The sequence below is a fragment of the candidate division KSB1 bacterium genome (assembly GCA_034506255.1).
GTDB classification, from domain to species: domain Bacteria; phylum Zhuqueibacterota; class Zhuqueibacteria; order Zhuqueibacterales; family Zhuqueibacteraceae; genus Coneutiohabitans; species Coneutiohabitans thermophilus.
Map to the genome: position 1 here is coordinate 25,074 of JAPDPX010000001.1, position 20,254 is coordinate 45,327.

At 61.4% G+C, this 20,254-nt stretch carries 20 protein-coding genes; 11 read left to right on the forward strand and 9 right to left on the reverse strand.

What is annotated here, in order from left to right; genetic code table 11:
- Positions 1 to 11: 11 nt before the first annotated feature.
- Genes ONB52_00105 through ONB52_00115 form a run of 3 tightly spaced genes read right to left on the reverse strand, consistent with a single transcriptional unit; the run spans position 12 to position 3,665 of the window.
- On the reverse strand, positions 12 to 485 hold the full coding sequence (locus ONB52_00105) for a (2Fe-2S)-binding protein (GenBank protein MDZ7414538.1): 474 nt from the start codon (positions 483 to 485) through the stop codon (positions 12 to 14).
- A gap of 41 nt (positions 486 to 526) precedes the next feature.
- Positions 527 to 2,890, reverse strand: a complete 2,364-nt coding sequence (locus ONB52_00110; protein MDZ7414539.1) for a xanthine dehydrogenase family protein molybdopterin-binding subunit — start codon at positions 2,888 to 2,890, stop codon at positions 527 to 529.
- Positions 2,891 to 2,897: 7 nt separating this feature from the next.
- On the reverse strand, positions 2,898 to 3,665 hold the full coding sequence (locus ONB52_00115; protein ID MDZ7414540.1) for a hypothetical protein: 768 nt from the start codon (positions 3,663 to 3,665) through the stop codon (positions 2,898 to 2,900).
- A gap of 251 nt (positions 3,666 to 3,916) precedes the next feature.
- On the opposite strand from ONB52_00115, the gene ONB52_00120 reads away from it, so the two are divergent.
- Both ONB52_00120 and ONB52_00125 read left to right on the forward strand, forming a co-directional pair.
- Positions 3,917 to 4,708, forward strand: a complete 792-nt coding sequence (locus ONB52_00120) for a dienelactone hydrolase family protein (protein MDZ7414541.1) — start codon at positions 3,917 to 3,919, stop codon at positions 4,706 to 4,708.
- Positions 4,705 to 5,226, forward strand: a complete 522-nt coding sequence (locus tag ONB52_00125; GenBank protein ID MDZ7414542.1) for an 8-oxo-dGTP diphosphatase — start codon at positions 4,705 to 4,707, stop codon at positions 5,224 to 5,226. The genes ONB52_00120 and ONB52_00125 overlap by 4 nt, the downstream gene beginning before the upstream one ends.
- 583 nt (positions 5,227 to 5,809) lie before the next feature.
- On the opposite strand, the gene ONB52_00130 is transcribed toward ONB52_00125, so the two are convergent.
- Genes ONB52_00130 through ONB52_00155 form a run of 6 tightly spaced genes read right to left on the reverse strand, consistent with a single transcriptional unit; the run spans position 5,810 to position 11,295 of the window.
- A complete protein-coding gene (locus tag ONB52_00130; GenBank protein MDZ7414543.1) occupies positions 5,810 to 6,718 on the reverse strand; it encodes a phytanoyl-CoA dioxygenase family protein in 909 nt (302 codons plus the stop codon).
- Positions 6,715 to 7,539, reverse strand: coding sequence for an acylneuraminate cytidylyltransferase family protein (locus ONB52_00135; protein ID MDZ7414544.1), 825 nt, complete (start codon positions 7,537 to 7,539; stop codon positions 6,715 to 6,717). Before ONB52_00135 ends, ONB52_00130 begins: the two co-directional genes overlap by 4 nt.
- Entirely contained in the window at positions 7,533 to 8,348 is an 816-nt protein-coding gene (locus ONB52_00140; protein MDZ7414545.1) for an SDR family oxidoreductase, read from the reverse strand. Before ONB52_00140 ends, ONB52_00135 begins: the two co-directional genes overlap by 7 nt.
- Positions 8,329 to 9,333 carry a Gfo/Idh/MocA family oxidoreductase gene (locus ONB52_00145; protein ID MDZ7414546.1) on the reverse strand — a complete coding sequence of 335 codons (1,005 nt, stop codon included), beginning with the start codon at positions 9,331 to 9,333 and terminating at the stop codon, positions 8,329 to 8,331. The genes ONB52_00140 and ONB52_00145 overlap by 20 nt, the downstream gene beginning before the upstream one ends.
- The gene (locus ONB52_00150) at positions 9,326 to 10,324 is read right to left on the reverse strand and encodes a hypothetical protein (GenBank protein MDZ7414547.1); all 999 of its coding nucleotides are present in this window, start codon (positions 10,322 to 10,324) and stop codon (positions 9,326 to 9,328) included. The genes ONB52_00145 and ONB52_00150 overlap by 8 nt, the downstream gene beginning before the upstream one ends.
- Before the next feature lie 29 nt (positions 10,325 to 10,353).
- Positions 10,354 to 11,295, reverse strand: coding sequence for a metallophosphoesterase (locus ONB52_00155; GenBank protein ID MDZ7414548.1), 942 nt, complete (start codon positions 11,293 to 11,295; stop codon positions 10,354 to 10,356).
- A gap of 297 nt (positions 11,296 to 11,592) precedes the next feature.
- Between ONB52_00155 and ONB52_00160 the strand changes: the two genes are divergently transcribed.
- The 9 genes from ONB52_00160 (at position 11,593) to ONB52_00200 (ending at position 19,449) form a co-directional block, all read left to right on the forward strand.
- A complete protein-coding gene (locus ONB52_00160; GenBank protein MDZ7414549.1) occupies positions 11,593 to 12,576 on the forward strand; it encodes a hypothetical protein in 984 nt (327 codons plus the stop codon).
- Positions 12,573 to 13,412 (forward strand): glycosyltransferase family protein, encoded by an 840-nt coding sequence (locus ONB52_00165; GenBank protein MDZ7414550.1) that lies wholly within the window; start codon positions 12,573 to 12,575, stop codon positions 13,410 to 13,412. The genes ONB52_00160 and ONB52_00165 overlap by 4 nt, the downstream gene beginning before the upstream one ends.
- Positions 13,393 to 14,256 (forward strand): thiamine pyrophosphate-dependent enzyme, encoded by an 864-nt coding sequence (locus tag ONB52_00170; protein MDZ7414551.1) that lies wholly within the window; start codon positions 13,393 to 13,395, stop codon positions 14,254 to 14,256. The genes ONB52_00165 and ONB52_00170 overlap by 20 nt, the downstream gene beginning before the upstream one ends.
- Before the next feature lie 3 nt (positions 14,257 to 14,259).
- On the forward strand, positions 14,260 to 15,171 hold the full coding sequence (locus ONB52_00175) for a transketolase (protein MDZ7414552.1): 912 nt from the start codon (positions 14,260 to 14,262) through the stop codon (positions 15,169 to 15,171).
- Between the two features lie 32 nt (positions 15,172 to 15,203).
- The gene (locus ONB52_00180) at positions 15,204 to 16,574 is read left to right on the forward strand and encodes an aminotransferase class III-fold pyridoxal phosphate-dependent enzyme (GenBank protein ID MDZ7414553.1); all 1,371 of its coding nucleotides are present in this window, start codon (positions 15,204 to 15,206) and stop codon (positions 16,572 to 16,574) included.
- Between the two features lie 86 nt (positions 16,575 to 16,660).
- A complete protein-coding gene (locus ONB52_00185; GenBank protein ID MDZ7414554.1) occupies positions 16,661 to 17,236 on the forward strand; it encodes an HAD-IIIA family hydrolase in 576 nt (191 codons plus the stop codon).
- A 103-nt stretch (positions 17,237 to 17,339) separates the two neighbouring features.
- The gene (locus ONB52_00190) at positions 17,340 to 18,239 is read left to right on the forward strand and encodes an N-acetylneuraminate synthase family protein (GenBank protein MDZ7414555.1); all 900 of its coding nucleotides are present in this window, start codon (positions 17,340 to 17,342) and stop codon (positions 18,237 to 18,239) included.
- Positions 18,239 to 19,066, forward strand: coding sequence for a sterol desaturase family protein (locus tag ONB52_00195; protein MDZ7414556.1), 828 nt, complete (start codon positions 18,239 to 18,241; stop codon positions 19,064 to 19,066). The genes ONB52_00190 and ONB52_00195 overlap by 1 nt, the downstream gene beginning before the upstream one ends.
- An 11-nt stretch (positions 19,067 to 19,077) precedes the next feature.
- Positions 19,078 to 19,449: a multidrug efflux SMR transporter gene (locus ONB52_00200; protein ID MDZ7414557.1), complete on the forward strand. Its 372-nt coding sequence runs from the start codon at positions 19,078 to 19,080 to the stop codon at positions 19,447 to 19,449.
- The last annotated feature ends 805 nt before the right edge of the window (positions 19,450 to 20,254 follow it).

Consider the following 20,254-nt stretch of genomic DNA (forward strand, 5'->3'; position numbering starts at 1 on the left):
GGGGCGCTGCTTTACGCCGGAGCTGCGAACCGGCCACGAGCGGCCGCCGCAATGGCGTCGATGATTTTCGTGTAACCCGTGCAGCGGCAGAGATTGCCGGCGATCGCAGCTTTGATTTGTTCACGATCGGGTGTCACATTTTCTTCGAGAAAAGCGGTGGCGGCCATCAGCATGCCGGGCGTGCAAATGCCACATTGCGCGCCGCCGTGCTCCAGAAAGGCCCGCTGCACCGCACTCAACCGCCCGCCATCGGCCAAACCCTCGACGGTGAGGATGGTGCCCGCCTCCACTTGACAGGCGGGCACCAGGCAGGAGTTGACCACCTCACCGTTCAGGATCACCGAGCAGGAACCGCATTCCCCTTCGCCACAGCCCTCCTTGGTGCCGGTGAGATGCAAATCTTCACGCAGCACGTCGAGCAGTCGCTTCATGGGCGGCACATCCATCTGGCAGGCTTTGCCATTGACCTCGAAGTGAATTTCCATTGCGCAGAAGCACTCCCGGTTGGTGTCATATCCGGGGTCGGTCACACTATGGCGCCGGCCACCGTTGCGTCTCCGCCCTGAGCCGCTAGTGCCCGGCTGAGGGCGGCGTGCAGTTTTTCCGGAGTCATCGGCACTTCCTCCGGCAGCACGCCGGTCGCGTGCCACACCGCTGCCGCCACGGCTGCCGCGCCTCCATCCATCGGCAGCTCGCCAATGCCCTTGGCGCCGTGCGGGCCAAAGGGATAGGGATTCTCGATCAGCACCACGCGCATCTCCGGCGCATCCAGGGCGGTGGGAATGAGGCAGGTGGCCATGCGATCGTTGAGCACCCGGCCGTTTTCCATGATCACCTGTTCGAGGGTGGCATGCCCGACGGCCTGCAACGTCCCGCCTTCGATCTGGCCTTCCAGCAGCAGCGGATGCAGGGCCTTGCCGCAATCAATTGCCGTGACACATTCGAGCACTTTGATTTCGAAGGTGTCGAGATCGACCTCGACTTTGGCCACGTCGGCGCCCCAGCCAAACACCGGATAGGCATCGCCGCGATAGGTGTTATCATCCCATGTGATGTCGGGCGGCAGGGAGTAACCATGCAGCACTTTGAGCGCGCCCCGGGCTTCACAATACTGTCTGGCAAGGTGCGCGAAGCTGATCGCGCTGCGGTGATCGAGCCACAATTCGCCGTTGTGCAGCCGGGCGAGCGGGGCGTCCCACTTGGTTGCGGCAAAGCTTTCGAGGCGGCTTTTCATTTCGCGGGCGGCGTCCTGCAGGGCTTTGCCGACGATCATGCAGGTGCGCGAGGCCACGGTCGGCCCGCTGTCCGGCACCCGCGCGGTGTTGGGCTGCGCAAAGATGACATCGTCATAGGAAATGCCCAGCGCGGCGGCGGCGATTTGACAAAAAACGGTTTCCGTGCCCTGGCCCATTTCGATGGAACTGGTGAGCACACGCACTTTGCCTTCCGGCAGCAATTCCACGCCGGCACGGGTGGGCAGCCGCCGTTCGCCGCTGCCGGTGAAACCGGCGCCATGATAGAACAGCGACAGGCCGACGCCGGTGCGTTTGTGCCCGTGCGATGATTTTGCCGCTGCCGCACGCGCCGCTTCATAATGGGCGTGTTGCACCGCCGCCTCCAGCACTTGTTCAGCGCTCACGCTGAGCGAAAGTTTCTGGCCGGTAACGGTGAGGTCGCCCGGCCGCACGAGATTTTTTCGGCGCAGCTCGAGGGGGGAAAGGCCGAGCGTTTGCGCAATGCGGTTCATCTGCATCTCATAGGCAAAACAAGTCTGCGGTGCGCCGAAGCCGCGAAACGCGCCGGCGGGCGGTGTGTTGGTGGCCATCACCCGGGCGCGAATGCGCACATTGGGGCAGCGGTAGGGGCCGAGCGCATGAATGGCGCCGCGCGAGAGCACCACCGCGCTCAGCGTGGCGTAGGCGCCGCCATCCATGATCACATCGATGTCGGCAGCCACCAGCCGGCCGTCGCGCGTCACGCCGGTGCGGTGGCGCACGATCGCAGGATGTCGCTTGGTGGTTGCCGCAATGTCTTCCTGCCGGTCATAAACCAGCTTCACCGGCTTGCCGGATTTCCAGGCGAGCAGCGCGGCGTGGCCGGCGATCATGTTGGGATACTCCTCCTTGCCGCCGAAGCCGCCGCCGGTGGTGGTTTGGATGACGATCACTTTGTCGTCGGGGAGATTGAACAGCGTCTTGATCGCCTTGTGCACGTAATAGGGACATTGCAGCGAACCCTGCAGCGTGAGGGAGCCGTCGGCGCCGGGGATGGCGATCATGCCCTGCGGTTCAATGTAGACATGCTCCTGCGAGCCGGTGCGATAGCTGCCTTCGACGATGACCTCGGCCTGGCGGAATCCCGCCGCCAGATCGCCGCATTCGATCAGGTATTTCTTGATGACGTTGTCCGGCGGCCGGATAATCAGGTCCCTTTCGCCACGCTCCCCGGCGGCGAGGGCCTGTTCCATGCCCAGCACCGGCGGCTGCTCCTGGTAGGAAATCTGAATGTGGCGTGCGGCCTGCTCCAGCAGCTCCCGGTCGCGACAGGCCAGCAGCAGGATGGGCTCGGCGTGATGTCGAATTTCACGCTCCACCAGCAGCGGCTGGTCTTCTTCGATCAGTGCCACCACGTTGCGGCCGGGAATGTCGCGATAGTCGGCCACCACGACGGCGGACCAGTCGAAAGCCGGGTCGAAGTGAATCGCGGTGAGGGTGCCGCGCGCAATCGTGCTGCGGATGGTTTTGCCGTACAGCATGTCGGGATGGGTGAGATCATCGACATACTGTGCCTGTCCCATGACTTTCGCCTGGCCCTCTTTGCGCACCACGTTTCTGCCGATGATGGTCTCGGCCGGGGGCAGGGGCTGCGGGGATTGTTCTTCGCGATACATGGCCGGATCAGTGCTGCAGGATTTTTTCCAACGCCGCTTCGACCTCGCGCACGGTGAAAACGATGCGCTGGGTGACCGTGCCGTAGCGATTTCCCACGAAGGGTTCGTGCAGGATTTCACCGCTGGCAGAGAGCAGCCAGATGGTGGGCAGGGAATGACTCTGCCGGTCGCTGGCCGGTTTGAGTTTGCCCATCCACGGAAGAATCGAATCGGAGAAGGCCACGCCCTCGGCGTGCTTCTTGCGATTGAACAGCAGCCGGAATTTGGGATCGAAATAGATGCGATCGAACGGAATGACGTGATTGTCCTGCAGGGCACAAGTGGCCTGCACGAAGCGTTCGAATTCCTGCTGCCAGGCCGGGTCGCTCTCGGGCCGCGCGAGGAAGGTGTCACCGGGATAGCCGTAATCCTGCTCGCTGTAAACGGGCGGGCAGGCCACGGCCACGAAGGTGACCCCGCGCTCGCGATATTTGAGGTAGAGGTAGTTGGAGATCGGCAGGTCATTGAAGGAGTCGTTGCACCAGATGCCGCCGTAGGTTTCCACCGGGCTGGCGCTGGCCCCACCAAACAGCAGGAGGTAGATGACTTTGGTATCCGGACGGGCGAGCGCGAGCAGGCGGTGTTTTTGCCCGAGACGGTCGTAGACAAAAGTCTCCGGCGCAATCGTCTCGCCCACCTGATAACTCGGCTGGGCAGGCTCCCCGGTTTGCGCCTGTGCGGCAGGAACCGCCGCCAAAGACACCAGGACAATAGTGAGCGCAGTCGGTCGCAGCATACAGAGATCCTTTCGTCTGGAATCTTCCCACGGCGCGCAAAAGTAGGCAATGATCGCTTGAATGTCAAATCGAAACTCGAGCAGCAGCGCAGAGCGGATACGCCGGGGGAAATTCCCAATTGCGGATTGCCGGAGTGATCGTTATATTCAGCGCCCAATTCAGGGTGATTCGCCGGCAGAGCAGGTGTGCCCTGCAAAGTTGTGATGCGCCACCCGCAGCACCGCAGGGTCATCAACCAAAGGAGGCAGTTATGAAACTGGTTCGTCCCGCAATCCTTCTGGGGCTGGCAGCCGTGGTTGCCGCATCCGCCGAAGTCCGTCATCAGGAGGTGACCTATGCTGCCGGCGGCGTGACGATGAAGGGATATCTCGCTTATGACGACGCGGTGAAGGGCCGCTGCCCGGGCGTTCTGGTGGTGCATGAATGGTGGGGCCACAATGACTATGCCCGCAAACGTGCAGACATGCTGGCGCAGCTCGGCTACACCGCGCTGGCCGTCGATATGTACGGTGACGGCAGGCGTGCCGAGCATCCGGAGGAAGCCGGCAAGTTCGCCAGCGCGGTGATGCAGAACCTGCCGGCAGCCCGGGCGCGATTCGAGGCGGCGTTGGCGCTGCTCAAGCGACACCGCACCACGGACTCCACCCGCATTGCGGCAATCGGTTATTGTTTCGGCGGCGGCGTGGTGCTGCACATGGCGCGCCTGGGCGTGGATCTCAAAGGCGTGGTGAGCTTTCATGGCAGCTATGCCACGCAAACGCCGGCCCAGCCGGGCAGGGTAAAAGCCGCGGTGCTGGTGTGCCACGGCGAAGCAGACCAATTTATCACGGCCGAGCAGATTGCTGCTTTGAAAAAGGAGATGGCCGACGCCGGGGTCGACTTCCAGTTCATTTCTTATCCCGATGCCAGGCACAGCTTCACCAGCCCGGCAGCCGACAGCCTGGGCAGGAAGTTCAATTTGCCCCTGGGTTACAACCGCGCTGCGGATGAAAAATCCTGGGCCGACATGCAGCAGTTCTTCAAGAAAATTTTCAAGCAATGAGCCAACCCGGCGCCGATCACAATCACAATGACGCGCGCCTCCATCAGATCGATTGGGCCAACTGGCAGCCGCGCATGCGCGCCACCCTGGTGTTCATCATGCAGGACGGCCGGCTGCTGCTCATCCGCAAGAAACGCGGGCTGGGTGCCGGCAAGATCAATGCGCCGGGCGGCCGCATCGATCCCGGGGAAACACCGCAGCAGTGCGCCATTCGCGAAGTCCAGGAGGAGTTGCGCATCACGCCCCTGGCGGTGGAGGAACGCGGCACGCTCAGTTTCCAGTTTGTCGATGGTCTGTCGCTGCATGTGCGGGTATTCACCGCCACCGCCTGGGAGGGGCAGCCGCAGGAGACCGAGGAAGCCACGCCGCTGTGGACCCCCGTCGATCGCATCCCTTACGAGGAAATGTGGGCCGATGATCGTCTCTGGCTGCCAGAGATGCTGGCGGGCAAACGTTTTGACGGCCGGTTCTTGTTCGAGCAAGATCGGCTGCTGGCGCACGAGCTGGAAGTTTATTGAAGTGTGGCGGATGCTCCCGTGTGGTGGGTGCGGCCTCGCTGCAGGAAAAATGCTGCGGCTGGGGGGAGATTTGCCCGGACAGCAGCCGCACGATTTCCACCTCATGCGCTTGCGGGAACAGGGCCTTTGGCTCATCGCTCATGCGATTAGCAAAAACTGCTTTCTATTTTACGAGAACGTTGAATCTCACTTTCTGCCAGTATGATTTGAAACCGCCGGGGGCGGGATTGTTTCGGCGAAATAATCGGCACACAATGCTTTTCCGCTCTCCACTCTCCTCTCTCCAAAACTTCTGCGCCATTTGGAACTCGCCGCCATCCTGCATGTCGGGAAGTTGGTGCATTATGGCCGCGGCACGTTTCAACTCGGCAGCGGGTTGTGACAAGTCCCTGCGGCCGGTTTTTCCATGATCCGGCGGTGGCAGGGATTGGCCTCGCCTGGATTGCGGTCCCTGCGGCGCTGTGCCGCCTCCGGTCCGCCGGCGAATCCCGGCTTTCCGCTTAACCCCATCGGCCCTGCCAGCAGGCTGCACGGCACTCCCGCAGATTGCGTGAGGAGGGAATTCCTCCCGGCCCGGGTGGGATTAATGACGGCCGGTGAAGTGGCGGGCAACACGTTGCGACAGGGAACCGGGCCGAAAGGCTTCGGCAAGCGGCATCGTGGCCGTGGACACCCCGGCCAGCAGATTGTGAAGGCGCAACTGCTGCACCAATTCCGGGGCGAGATCGTCATACTGCAGTTCCCGCCGCACATGACGATAATAGTGATAGTGGCGCTCAAAATGATGGTTTTCGATCCCGTAGGCCAAAAAGATGGAATATTTCGGCCCGGTGATGGCGCTGCCGGAATGCAACAGCCGCGGGTCAAAGATGATGCAATCCCCCGGTTCCGTCACCACCCACACGGCGCGCGCCGCCCGCATTTGCCAGGCTGGCGAGAGAAAGCTGGCCGCACTCAACACCCGCAGCCTGAGCTCGTGATGCTTGCGATGCCCGAAACGCTGGCGTTCCGCCCACTGGTTGCTGCCGGGGATGAAGCCCAGCCGAAAGTTGCTCTCCGCGAAAGATTGCAAATAAATGCCCACCCGCACGAGTTGATACTCGGCCCCGCTTTCGTCCCAGTCCGGGCCGACGCCATAGGCGCGATTCACACTGTCGCGATGCCAGGCGATCGCGGAAAACCCCACGTGCAAATCACTGTGCTGCAGATAACGGATCGGCTTGCCGAGAATGCTGCGCACAGCGGTGAGCAGCCGCTCGTCGCTGATCAACGGCCAAAAATCCCGCTGCTTGGACACGCCATCGGGCAGCGTCCATGACTTTTGCAGGGCCGGTGGGGTGTGGCGTGCGCGGGAGAAATCTTCCCGCCGAATGCCGGAAAGTGCTTCGAGACGGCTGACATACTGCTGCACTTCCTCCGGCGTCAAAAGCCCGCGCACCAGCACGAAACCCTGACGCTGAAATTCCTCCCACAATAATGTTTGCTGAGTCATGCCTCCTCCTGTGGTTGCACCGGCACCTGCTGGGGCGTGAGAGGGTGCCTGGCATGTCTGCCAACGCCGCCGTGAGTACCGCCCGCGCAAGGTCTGACCAGCGGCAAGGGCAGATGCGCCAGCAGCCATTCCACCAGCGGCCATTGCTCGGGTTGGTCGAGGTCGATGGCATACCGGGGATCGACCAGCAGCGGCAGCACGCGATCGCCGGTGAGTGAATGTTTGTGCTTCAGGCTTGTCACGCGAATGACATCGAGATGACCGGTTTGCCAGTAAGTCGGCGGCAGTTTTTGCCGCGGCATGTTGTAGGCCTCGGGCAGGCCCGTTTCGAGCAACGGCACCAGCCAGCCCTGCTCCAGCCGCCACATTTTGTAGGGATTTTCACCGGCGGGTTTCACCGCGCGCACTGAATCGGCGGCGGGATTTCCCAGCAACAGGGCGACGCCGTCATCAACACCTCCCGGCGGGCGCAGTGGCGAGGTCGGCCGCAATTGCACAATAACATCGGCATGATATTTTTCCCGCTTCTGCAACCAGCGCAGCGCATGCACGATCACGGGAAAATCCGGGGTGTCATCCCGGGCCAGTTGCGCCGGGCGCAGGAAAGGAACCTCCGCGCCCCATTGGCGTGCCACTGCGGCAATTTCGGCATCATCGGTCGAGACGATGACGCGATCGACACTCGCGGCCTGCAAACCCGCGGCAATGCTGTAGGCGAGCAGCGGGCAGCCCCCCAACGTCTTGAGGTTCTTTCGCGGAATCGATTTCGAGCCGCCCCGCGCCGGGACCAGGGCCAGCACTTTGGGCTTGCTGCTCACCATGCCGTCCAGCCTCCATCGACCACGAGATTGGCGCCGGTCATGTAGGCCGAAGCCTCGGAGAGCAAAAAAATGAGGGCGCCGCAATACTCCCCGCGACCGGCCATGCGGCCGAGCGGCACCCGATTTTGATAACGCTGCACAAACTCCGGTTCTTGCTCATGCTGAACCCCCCCGAGGGTGAGGGTGTTCACGCGAATGCCCTTCCCGGCCCAGTAGGTGGCGAGATAGCGCGTGAATCCCAGCACCGCGCTTTTGGTGACGGAGTAGGAGACCGGTTTGCAGCGCATCAGTTCGTCCTCCCCCGGCCGCTGATAAATGCGTTGATCCGGCCCCACCAGGCCGTAGATCGAGGCAATGTTGACAATCACGCCGCGCCGTTGTTCCAGCATCGGCAACGCCACCGCCTGGCTGCAGAGAAACATGCCGGTGAGATCGACCGCCAGCGAGCGTTGCCACAGCTCCAGCGGGTAATTTTCAAACCGGTGATTGTGGCGGTGTGCCTGGCCAGCATCAAATTTGGGATCGAGAGCGGCATTGTTGACCAGACCGTCAACGCGTTCGAATTTGGCGAGGGTTTGCCGCACCAGGGCATGCACCGAGGCCGGCTGGGTGACATCGGTGGCAACGGCCAAACCCTCGGCGCCCGGCAACTCCGCCACGACCTCCCGGGCCGCGCGGGCATCGATGTCCGCCACCACCACATGTGCCCCGGCTTGTGACAAGGCCCGCGCATACTCCCGGCCCAGCAAGCCCGCGCCGCCGGTGAGAATGATGACGCGATGACGCAGATCAAACCAATCTTTGGACATGTATTTCCCTTCGTTCTTGTGAGGATTGTTTCGCCGCCAGCGCGATTTCGAGCGCACGAATGCCATCGCGCAGATGACAGGAGGGTGTCCCGGCCGTCTCCAGGCAGGCGAGAAATTCCCGCATTTCCGCGAGGAACATGCTGTTGCGCTCAAAACCATTGGCAGGACGGTAAACAAAATTTTGGCCGCTCGCCGCATGGGCAAAATCCGCGGTGGCGCTACCGTAGTCCCAGCGGATGGTGCCCAGCTCGCCGATGATCTCCAGCGTGTGTCGCGGCGGACGTTGCAGATAATCAAGATGAATGCTGCCAATCACGCCGCTGGCAAAACGCAGAATGATCTCCGCCAGATCTTCAGCTTCGACGGCCAGGCAGCCCGAGTGGTGGCTGAGCGCCAGGACGGACTCGACTTCGCCGAGCAACCAGCGCAAATAATCGAAAGGATGGCAGAGCGTCGCAATCACGCCACCGCCGAGCGCGGTGAGCGCGCTGTAGCTGCGGCGGTAATCCTCCCAGGGGTGCCAGTCGGGCAGATATTCACCCCAATGCACATGGGCGGAGATCACCCGCCCCAGAGCACCAGCCTTGAGCCACAGCCGGACCTGTTGCAGGGCGGGATGAAAACGGAATTGAAAACCAACCTGGGCGCAAAGCTGCTGCTGCGCCACCAGCTGCGCCAGCGCCCGCACGCCCTCGGCGGTGTGCGAGACCGGCTTTTCCACAAACAAGTGACATCCGGCCTGCGCCGCCAGAATGGCCGTGGGGAGGTGCAGGGCAGTCGGATTGGTGATGAAAGCCGCCAGCGGCCGCCGTTCCAGCGCCTGCTCCAGCGAAGACACGGTGAGGAATTCGCTCAATTCGCCGGGGGGAAGCGTACTTTTGCCGGTGCGGCAGAGGATGATGTCCCTCTGCCCCAGGGCGATGAGATTGCGCAGGTGGACACGGCCGATCGAGCCCAGGCCGACGATCAGGAAGCCATTACGCATGGCCGGGGGCAAAGCAATGCTCTTGCGGGTTGTTCAAGTAACTCCTGCAAATCGCGGCGATCCGCTGTGCGGAAGTGCCGCCGTTTTGCAGGGGGGCCAGCTGTTCCAACACTGCCCGGTCGAGGTCGGCATGTACCTCCTTGCCGAGCGCCAGCGCAATGTAGACGGCCGAGGAATAGCGGGTCACCATCACTTCACAATTGGCAATCATGTGATTGGTGTTGCCCGCGGTGAAAATGAGTGCCTGCGGTGCCAGACGGGTGATTTCGCGGCGGGCCCGTGCATGATTTTCGTTGGGATGCAGTTTGAACAGCAACTGCCGGCCCTGTGCCAGCGCCAGCGCCCGCCGGATGAACGCCGGACGATTCTCGTATTTGAAGGTCTCGCGCCGCGCCGAAGTCAATGCCAGCACGTAACCGCGCAGCGGGAAATCATTGTGCCGAAACTGCTCGGCATTATCGAAATTGGGGAGGCCGGTGACGGCAATTTTGTCGGGCGCGACACCTTTGCGGATGAACAGCTCGCGATAGCCTTCGGAAGCCACACAGAATTTTTGATAGGCATGCGACAGGCCGGTCATGGCGGTGTTGGCCAGGTACCGCGGCAAACGCAACACCCGGACCATATGAAAGATCAGATTTTCCGGCTCGGTCATGCCCTCCTGCACCAGGATGATCGGCAGGCGCCGGAGATTGCGGGGAATGATGAGATCCGAACACGTGACCGCCAGATCATACTGCTGCTGCTGCCGGCCGCCGTCATCGCGGCGCAGACGATGTTCGGCCAGATAAGCGAGTGTGGCGGCACGGGCCTGCCCCGCCAGGATGGTGAAATCCAGCGCGCCTGTTTTACTCAACCAGCCAAGTAGGCCGTCGCTGTAGTAGGGCGTGAAAAAAGCCTGGCATTCGGGCAGGGCCTGCGCGATCTGATGCATCATCGTGGTCTGGTTCAGCGAGCCACAGACGAACAGAATCTTTTTGCCAGTCGTCATCTCCCCACTCATGCTCACTGCTCAACCGATCAACCGATCGCATATTCCGGCTGCCAGCGCTGTGCCAGCCAGGCTGGACGGCGGGGCAGCCTCTCCACCAGGCAGGACTCGGTGCTCACCACAACGTTTCCCTGCTCGATCGCGATAAAGTTGCTCTGCAACTCATGCGCGCGGCCGCCCTCAAGTGATCCGCCCCCGTTGAGAAAACGCACCCCGTTGATCTCATACCCGGCATTGACATGAATGTGACCATGCAGCACAAGGTCAACGCGCTGCTCGGCAAACAGCCTGAGCAACTGGCTTTTGGTGTAGAGTTTGTTGAAGTGAAAATTCAAAAAGTCCCACACCGTTTCCACCGTGCTGCGCAGCGGTGGCGGGGCCATGAAACGCGAACGAAATTGATGATGCAGCACGACCAGCTTGGGCTTGTGGCTGTGGCGGTGCGCAGTCATGAGACGCTTGAGCTGCGCCAACTCGCGGCCGGCCAGCCTGCCTTTGGCGGCCATGATGTTGGTCAGGGGCGAATAGGGGGCGATGGAGTTGGCGCCGAAGATCACAGCTTCATCGAGTATTTTGACAAAGGGAAAGGGCAGGGGGGCCAGGGGTTGTTGGGTATGGTGGAAGGCTTCGGAAAACCAGCGGGCGAATTGCAGCACCCGTTCCGTGTAATTGGTGCGGCGGCAGCGGTCGGGAAAGTCGGGGATGTCGGTGGCGAGGTAAATGCCGCCAAAGATGTCGTGATTGCCGATGACCATGGTGAGGCGGCGCCAGTCCAGCAGCCCGTATTCGTCGAGCAGCCCGCGCAGGGCTTCAAAGTCCGCCGCGCAGGCATCATGGCTGACGTCGCCGGAGATGATGAGGTGATCGCAACCGCGGGCCAGCACCCACTCCAGCAGCCGTCGCGTTTTGATGAGATTTTCCGGCTTGTTCTCCACACAGATGTGAAGATCAGAGATGTGGGCAATTTTCATCCGCCCTCCGTGTCTTGGTCTGGTCGTCATTTTGTCGTCAATAGGATAGGCAGCGGCGATGAGGAAAAATTAAAAGGCGGGTTATTTGCTCGTTAAACTGCGCGCCGCCGTTTGCAGCAGCGGGCACACGGCCGGCGAATTGATCATATCGTCATCACGTCTTCACAGTCGAGTAACAAAGAGACTTTATACTTTCGACGACTGCTGTCTGCAACCTTGCCACCGAGTAAATTGGGAGTCGGGATGCGTCATTCGCCACGAGTCTTGTTCATCTGCGGCAGCCTGAATCAGACCACCATGATGCATCAGATTGCGCAGGCGCTGCCCGAATGTGACGTTTGGTATACGCCCTATTATGGCGATCCCCTGATCGAAAAACTGGCCCACCATGGCTGGCTGGAATTCAGCGTGCTGGGCGGGAAACACCGGGCGCGCGCGACAGCCTATCTGCAGCATCACGGCCTGCGCCTTGATCCGGGCGGCGTCGCACACGATTACGACCTGGTGGTGACCTGCAGCGATCTCATCATCCCCAAAAACGTGCGACGGCGCAAGATCGTCCTGGTGCAGGAGGGCATGACCGACCCCGAAAATTTCATGTTTCACCTGGTGAAGCATTTGCGCCTGCCGCGCTACCTCGCCAGCACCTCCACCACCGGTCTCTCCGGCCTCTACGAAAAATTCTGTGTCGCCTCGGAGGGCTACCGCCAGCTTTTTATCAGGAAGGGCGTTCCGCCGGACCGCCTGGTGGTGACAGGCATCCCCAATTTTGACAACGCGGCGCAGTACCGGCACAATGATTTTCCCCACCGGCATTTCGTGTTGGTGGCGACCTCCGACACGCGCGAGACGTTCAAATTCGACAACCGCAAACGTTTTTTGCAGCGCGCCTGCGCCATTGCCGCCGGCCGGCCGATGATCTTCAAGTTGCATCCCAACGAAATCTTCGCGCGTGCCGCCCGCGAAATTCGCGCCTGCGTGCCCGAGGCCACGATCTATCAGGAGGGCAACGTGCATCACATGATCGCCAACTGTGACGTGCTGATCACGCAATATTCCTCGGTGGTCTACACCGGCCTGGCGCTGCAGAAAGAGGTGCACTCCTGTTTTGATCTCGAACAGTTGCGCGCCCTGGCCCCGATTCAAAACGGCGGCACCTCGGCGCACAACATCGCTGCGGTATGCCGCGAGCTGTTGTCCCGGCCCGCGGTCATGGTGCCGTCAGCATGGCCGGGCCGGCCGCCCCTTGCACCGGACCGCAGGAAAGCCTTTGCCGCATGAAACCGCGCGTAGTGACCATCATTCAGGCGCGCACGGGGTCGTCGCGTCTGCCCAACAAGGTGCTGCTGCCGCTCGGCGGCCGGACGGTGTTGGAGCGCATGCTGGAACGGGTGCGGGCCGCCCGCCATGCCGGCACGATCGTCGTGGCGACGACCAGTGACGCAGCCGATGACGTGCTGGCTGCGCTCTGCCGGCAAATCGGCGCGCACTGCTTCCGCGGCCATGCCACCGATCTGCTCGACCGGCACTACCGTGCGGCGCTTGCCTGGCAGGCGGAAGCAGTGGTGAAAATCCCCTCCGATTGTCCGCTCATCGATCCGGCGGTGATCGATCGCGTCATCGGAGAATATCTCGAACATGCCGGCACTTGCGACTACGTCAGCAATCTTCATCCGGCCAGTTTTCCCGACGGCAACGATGTGGAAGTGATGTCACGCACCGCCCTGGCCACCGCCTGGCGCGAGGCACACCGGGATTTCGAACGCGAGCACACCACGCCCTTCCTGTGGGATCAGCCGCAGCGCTTTCGTTTGCGCAATGTCAGCATCGATCTTCCCGGGAATTATGCCATGAGTCATCGCTACACCCTGGATTATGCCGAAGATTATGCCTTGATTCGCGCGGTCTTTGACGCCTTGCATCCCCGCCATCCCCTCTTCGGCGTCGCTGACATTCTGCACCTGCTGGAAGAACGGCCGGATTTGCGCCGGTTGAACCAGCGCTATCTCGGCGTGAACTGGTACCGTCATCATCTCGACGCATTGCACACGATCCGGCCGGCGGACACACGCCTGCCGGATGATCCGGGCAAAAAGTATGAGCCTGTCACCCGCTGAACTCGAGCTGCTGCAACAGCGCGCGCTGCGTGTGCGCGAACACGTCATCCGTCTGGCGACCAATGGCGGCTGCTTTCTCGGCGCCTCGCTCTCCTGCGCCGATGTCATCGTTTATTTGTATTCGCATTTTCTCAATGTCAAAACTGGCAACCTCGACGATCCGGCACGCGACTATCTCTTTCTCTCCAAAGGGCACGATGTGCCGGCCCTCTATGCCATGTTTGTCGAGTTGGGCTGGCTGGAGGCGGCGCGGCTGCGCAATCATCTGCAAACCTGCGACGTCATCTACTGGCATCCCAACCGCGACATCCCCGGCGTCGAGTTCCATTCCGGATCGCTCGGGCATTTGCTCGCGGTGGCGGCCGGTGTCGCCTATGATTGCAAGCTGCGGCAGCAGCGCAACAAAATCGTGGTGTTGCTCGGTGACGGCGAGCTGAATGAAGGCTCGGTGTGGGAAACCTGTCTGGTGGCCGCCGCCCTGCGCCTGGAGAATCTCATCGCCATCGTCGATCGCAACGGCTTTCAAGCCAATTTGCCGACCGAAGAGCTTGTGCCGCTGGAGCCGCTGGCGGACAAGTTTCGGGCTTTTGGCTGGCGGGTCGCGCAGGCCGACGGTCATGATTTCGTCTCGTTGCATCGCGCGCTCACCGGCTGGCCGCTGGCGGGCGGGCAGCCGCAGGTGCTGATCGCAGAAACCGTTCGTGGCAAGGGTTTGCCGAGCCTGGAAGGCCGTGCCGACCGCTGGTTTTGTGATTTCTCCTCCCGTGAGATCGAAGCCTTGCTGCGGGAACTGCACGGCGAAGAGGTGGAAGACCTGACCGCCACGGCGCTCACGGTGCGTTGAGCCATGACCTACGAAAGACTCTTGCTGAAGCTGGCCGAGCAGGATGACCGCCTGCTGGTGCTGACGGCGGAAAATCGCGCGGCCATTCGCAACCTGCCGCCGCGTCTCGGCCCGCGCTTCCTTGACACCGGCATTTGTGAACAAACACTGATCGGCATGGCCGCCGGCCTGGCCCTGCGCGGGCGCATTCCCGTGGTGCATGCGCTCGCCAGCTTTCTCACCATGCGCGCCTTCGAGTTCATCCGCACCGACATCGGCATTGCCCACCTCCCGGTGAAACTGGTGGGCTATCTGCCCGGGCTGCTGTCGGAAGCCAACGGGCCCACCCATCAGGCCCTGGAAGACATTGCCCTCATGCGTGCCATTCCCGGCATGCGGGTGTTTTGTCCCAGCGATCGCGAAGAGCTGCTGCTCGGCCTGCCGACCATCCTGCCGGACGCGCATCCCTGGTACATTCGCTTCAACCAGCAGAACTCCGATCTTATGCACAATCCGGTTTTCAAGATTGGCCAGGCCGAACTGGTGCTTGACGGCCAGGATGCCACCATTCTCACCCATGGCACTCTGCTGGTGGAGGCCTGCCGCACGGCACTGCTGCTCAAGGCCAGGGGGTTGAGCGTGCGGGTGCTCAATCTGCGCACGCTGGAACCGCTCGATGAGGCCGCCATTCTGGCGGCTGCGCGCGACACCCGCCTGCTGGTCATCATTGAAGATCACTTTGTGCGTGGCGGCCTCTGCAGCGCGGTGGCGGAATTGCTGGTCAACAAACCGCGGCGCGTCACCGTGCTGCCCTTCGCCCTGCCCAATCGCTGGTTCAAACCCGCGTTGCTGCACGAGGTGCTGGTGCATGAGGGATTCACCGCCGAACGCATTGCCGAGCGCATTGCACTGGAGCTGATGAATTTTGGAAGGTGAACATGCTTTGAGAACAGGCAGGAAGGTTGGAGATGAAATCGAACGAGGAGTGGTCGCGGCGCAGTTATCCCGCAATTGCGCGCTCGCAAGCACTGTATGCGCGTGCCACCGGTCTGATTCCGGCACACACTCAAACCCTGGCGAAGGGGCCGGGGCAATACGTCCGCGGCGTCGCGCCCGTTTATCTCGAACGCGGCCGCGGTGCCCGGGTGTGGGATGTCGATGGCAATTGCTATCTCGACTACAACATGGCCATCGGTCCGCTGGTGCTGGGCTATGCCCACCCCGCAGTCGATGAGGCCATTCGCCGCCAGCTCGACAGCGGCATCACCTTCTCGCTGATGCATCCTTTGGAAGTGGAGGTGGCGGAGTTGCTGGCCGGGGTGATCCCCAACGCCGAAGCGGTGCGCTTCAGCAAAACGGGCGCCGAGGTCACCAGTGCGGCAGTGCGGCTGGCGCGCGCCTTTACCGGCCGCGAAAAGATCCTCTGCTGCGGTTATCACGGCTGGCATGACTGGTACATCACCGTGACCGACCGGCGCCGCGGGGTTCCCGCCAGCCAGCTCGATTTGACCTACACCTTCGATTACAACGATCCCGCTTCGCTCGACGCCGCCCTCGATGCAGAAGTGGCGGCGGTGATCATGGAACCGGTCGTGTTTCAACCGCCACGCCCGGGCTTTCTCGAATACGTGCAGGAGAGTTGCCGCCGCCGGGGCGCGTTGCTGATTTTCGATGAGATGTGGACGGGCTTTCGTCTCGCCGTGGGAGGGGCGCAGGAATTTTTCGGCATCCAGCCCGATCTCGCCTGCTACTCCAAGGCGATCGCCAACGGCATGCCGCTCGCCGTGTTGACCGGCCGCCGCGAGATCATGAAGCTGCTGGAGCGCGACGTCTTTTTCTTCACCACTTTCGGCGGCGAAGCGCTCTCGCTGGCCGCGGCGAAAGCAACGATTGCCGAAATTCGGGAGAAAAACGTTCCGGCCCATCTCGCCCGCCTGGGCAAAAAACTGAAGGAGGGTTACAACCAACTGGCAGCCCGCCTGGGAATGGATTACACGCGCTGTGTCGGCTATGACTGCCGCACGCTGGTGACCTTCGATGAACGGGCGGCGCCGCCCCTGTTGTTGAAATCCCTGCTGCAGCAGGAGTTGTTGCGCTGTGGCATCCTGTGGTCCGGTTTTCACACGCTCAGCTTTTCCCACTGCGACGAGGATATCGATTACACCCTGGCGGCCTATGCCCATGTGTTGCCCCTGCTGGCGCGGGCGGTACGGGAGAACAAAGTGGCGGAGCATCTGCGCGGCGAACCGGTCGAGCCGGTGTTCCGCAAGACCAGCCATTTTCACAGCAAACCGCGCCCGCCGCTGTCCACGGCCCCGGCGCGTCAACTGGAACCATGAAGGCAAATTTCACCATGCCTCTTCCCGCCGGCTATCGCTGCGGCAGCAGGCGATGACCGCGCGGCGAGTCAAGGGAGTCACTTATGATGCTTCAACGCCCCGGTCGCCCGGCGGAAAATTTGCCCGCCAGGGCGGCCAAAATCAAACTGCTGCTCACCGACTGCGACGGCGTGCTCACCGACACCGGCGTTTACTATTCCGACGCCGGCGAGGAGTTCAAGCGGTTTTCGATTCGTGACGGCATGGGTGTGGCGCGGCTGCGCGAGCTGGCGGGGGTGGAAACCGGCATCATCACCGGCGAGCTTTCGCTGGCGGTGAAGCGCCGCGCGGAAAAGCTCAAAATCACCGAAGTCTATCTCGGCGTCAAATCCAAAATGCTCATGTTGGAGACGATTCAGGCAGTGAGCCAGCTGAGCAGTGAGCAAATCGCCTGCATCGGGGATGATGTCAATGATCTTGAGATTTTGGCGGCAGTCGGGCTCTCGGCCTGTCCGCGGGACGCCATGCCGGTGGTGCGGCGCCGCGTCGATTATGTGTGCCGCGCGCGCGGCGGGCACGGTGCTTTTCGCGAATTTGCCGAGTTGATTATTGCCGCCAGCCGGCATTGTCAGCAGGGGGTGACGTTGCCCGCGGTCTGGCTTGGTGCCCAACCGGTGCGCTGAATCCCTGCTCCCCGGCGGCGCTCCGGGCAGGCAGCCTCTTTATCGCCGGCCCGGTCTGGTGATCGTTCCAATCGAAGAGGATAAAACAACCATGCTGCAAGCAATGGCCAGAGTTATGGTGGCCGATCGCTGTATCGGCGACGGCATGCCGGTTTTCGTGATTGCCGAAATCGGCATCAATCACAACGGCTCGCTGGCGCTCGCGAAAAAGATGATCGACGGCGCCTGTTTCGCGGGTTGCGATGCCGTCAAGTTTCAAAAACGCACCCCCGAGCTGTGTGTGCCGCGCGAGCAATGGCATGTCGAGCGCGACACCCCCTGGGGGCGGATGAGTTACATCGATTACCGCCATCGCATGGAATTCGGCAGCGACGAGTTTGCCGAAATCGACCGGCATTGCCGCGAACGCGGCATCATTTGGTTTGCCTCCTGCTGGGATGAAGCCGCGGTCGACTTCATCGCGCAATTCGACCCGCCGCTGTACAAGGCGGCTTCGGCCTCGCTCACTGATCATCCGCTGCTGCGCAAGATGCGGCAAACCGGCAAACCGGTGATGATTTCCACCGGCATGTCCACGCCGCAGGAGATCGAGCAGGCGGTGAAGGCCATTGGCACGGAGAATCTTCTCATTGCCCACTCGACCTCCAGTTATCCCTGCAAGCCGGAGGAGCTCAACCTGCGCATGATTCAGACACTCAAACAGCGCTACCCCGGCAATCCGGTGGGATATTCCGGCCATGAGATCGGCCTGGCACCGAGTTGGGCGGCGGTGGTGTTGGGCGCAACTTTTCTGGAGCGCCACCTCACCCTCGATCGCGCCATGTGGGGCACCGATCAGGCCGCCTCAGTGGAGGTGATGGGCATGCACCGGCTGGTGGCCAACATCCGCGACATCGAGCGTTCGCTGGGCGACGGCATCAAGCGGGTGTATGACAGCGAAGTCGACGTGCGCAGGAAGTTGCGCCGTTATCGCCAGGAGCAAAATCAAGCCGTGATGGTGTGATGACACTGCCGCAAATTCAACTGCTGACCTCGGCCGCCATTGTTGCAGCCGCGCTGCTGTTCCTGGTGCTGGAGCGCCGCTTTCCCTACAACCGCGGCCAGAAGACCTGGCGCGAGGGGTTCCTCGATGATCTGGTGCTCTACAACTTTTTGCAGAGTTTTCTGCTCGGCCTGCTCATCTCGACCATGATCGCCGCGATCGATGCCCGCACCGGCCTTTCGCGTCTGCGTCTGATTGCCGGCTGGCCGGTGTGGCTGCAGCTTGCCTTTTTTGTGGTGACGCACGATTTCTACATCTACTGGTTCCACCGCTGGCAGCATCACTCGAAGTATTTGTGGCGCCTGCACGAGGCACATCATTCTGCCGCGGCAGTGGACTGGCTGTCGGGGGTGCGCTCACATGCCGGCGAGATCCTCATCAACCAGACCGTCGAGTTTCTGCCCATCGTGCTGTTGGGTGCCGCACCGGAAGTGGCGCTCTACAAGGGCGCGGTCAGTGCCATCTGGGGAATGTACATCCATTCCAACCTGGATGTGCGCACCGGCGTGCTGCAGTTCCTGCTCAACGGCCCCGAGATGCACCGCTGGCATCATGCCAATGACCCCGCTGCCTACAACAAAAACTTCGCCACCAAACTGGCAATTTGGGACTGGCTGTTCGGCACCGCCTATCTGCCCTACAACCGCAAAGCCAAACGCTATGGCCTGGATTACCGCTTCCCCAAGAATTATTTCCGCCAGCTCCTTTTCGCCTTTCGCAAATTTGAGGCGCCCGGGCCACTGCCGGGCACCACAGAGGCTCACCCAAGCAGCGGACAGGGTACGTGATTCCAACGCTCTTGCCGTGGCTTTATCTGCTGCTGGCCAGCCTCCTGGAAATCGGCTGGGTGATCAGCCTGAAGTTCACCGATGGTTTCACCAGAGTGTGGCCGGTGGTGTGTTATGCCGTTTTCGGATTCGGCAGCGCGTATTTCCTCTCGCTCGCGATCCGCGCCCTGCCGATGGGCACCGCCTATGCCATTTGGATGGGCATCGCCATTGTGGGCGCGGCGGTGTTCGGCATCCTGCATTTGCGCGAACCCGCCGGCTGGTTTCGTCTGCTGTGCATCGGCCTGATTCTCTTCGGCATCGTGGGTTTGAAATTCGCGGATCGGAAACCCGCGGGCAGGCCGCCCCTCCCGAAAGATGAGCTCGCCCATAAAGAACGCTGAACCCCGCCCCTCGAGAGCACACCACCTGCAACAGCGGCCGGGAGAAAAAATGCCGGGGTCACCAGTATCATCCGTCTGGTGAGCGGCGGGCACCTGCCTTTATTTTTGGGTATGAATCCCCTGATGCCGCAGCGCACGAAAATGCCGTGGCGCAGGCTGCCAGCCCAATGCTGCCAACTTTTGTGCAGCAATAAAATCCCAAAGTCACAACACGCAAGGATGTAAGCCGCAGGGACTTGGCAAAGCGTAATCGTTCTGCCACGGTTTGACCCTGGCTTGATCTTGCGATCCTGCGGATGTTCTCTGCAGGAATGCCACGGCCGGGCTGTCGCCGATCAAACAGGGAACTGCAAGGTTGCTGCCAAGATTTTTGAAACACGAACCACCTGAATGTTGCATGCTGGCTTTCTGTTGTCCGGGAGAACCGGCGTGTTTACCAAACGCCGTCAGGAGTGAACTGTTTGTAGACATGGGCATCTTGCGTGTTTTTAAACTCCGTGAGGAGCGGCCTGTAAAATTTCTTATGATCTGGCGCGTTTTTTCGAGGAGGACCAAGCAGGTCCCTCCTGACGGAGTTTTGGGAAATGCGATATGTCGCTTCACTAAAAACAGTTCACTCCCACCGGAGTTGACAGCATGTTTGCCTGCAAAATTTTTTATGCACCCCCTGGGTGGTTGAGCGTTGCGATCCAAGCGGCGTCACTCGCGGATGGAATCAATCTGGGTGCAAAATTCACAAACCAAGCATGAGCCGGAGGGAAAACTTGATGGCCGGTGTGATTTTTGTGGTGCTGCGGCTGGTTGT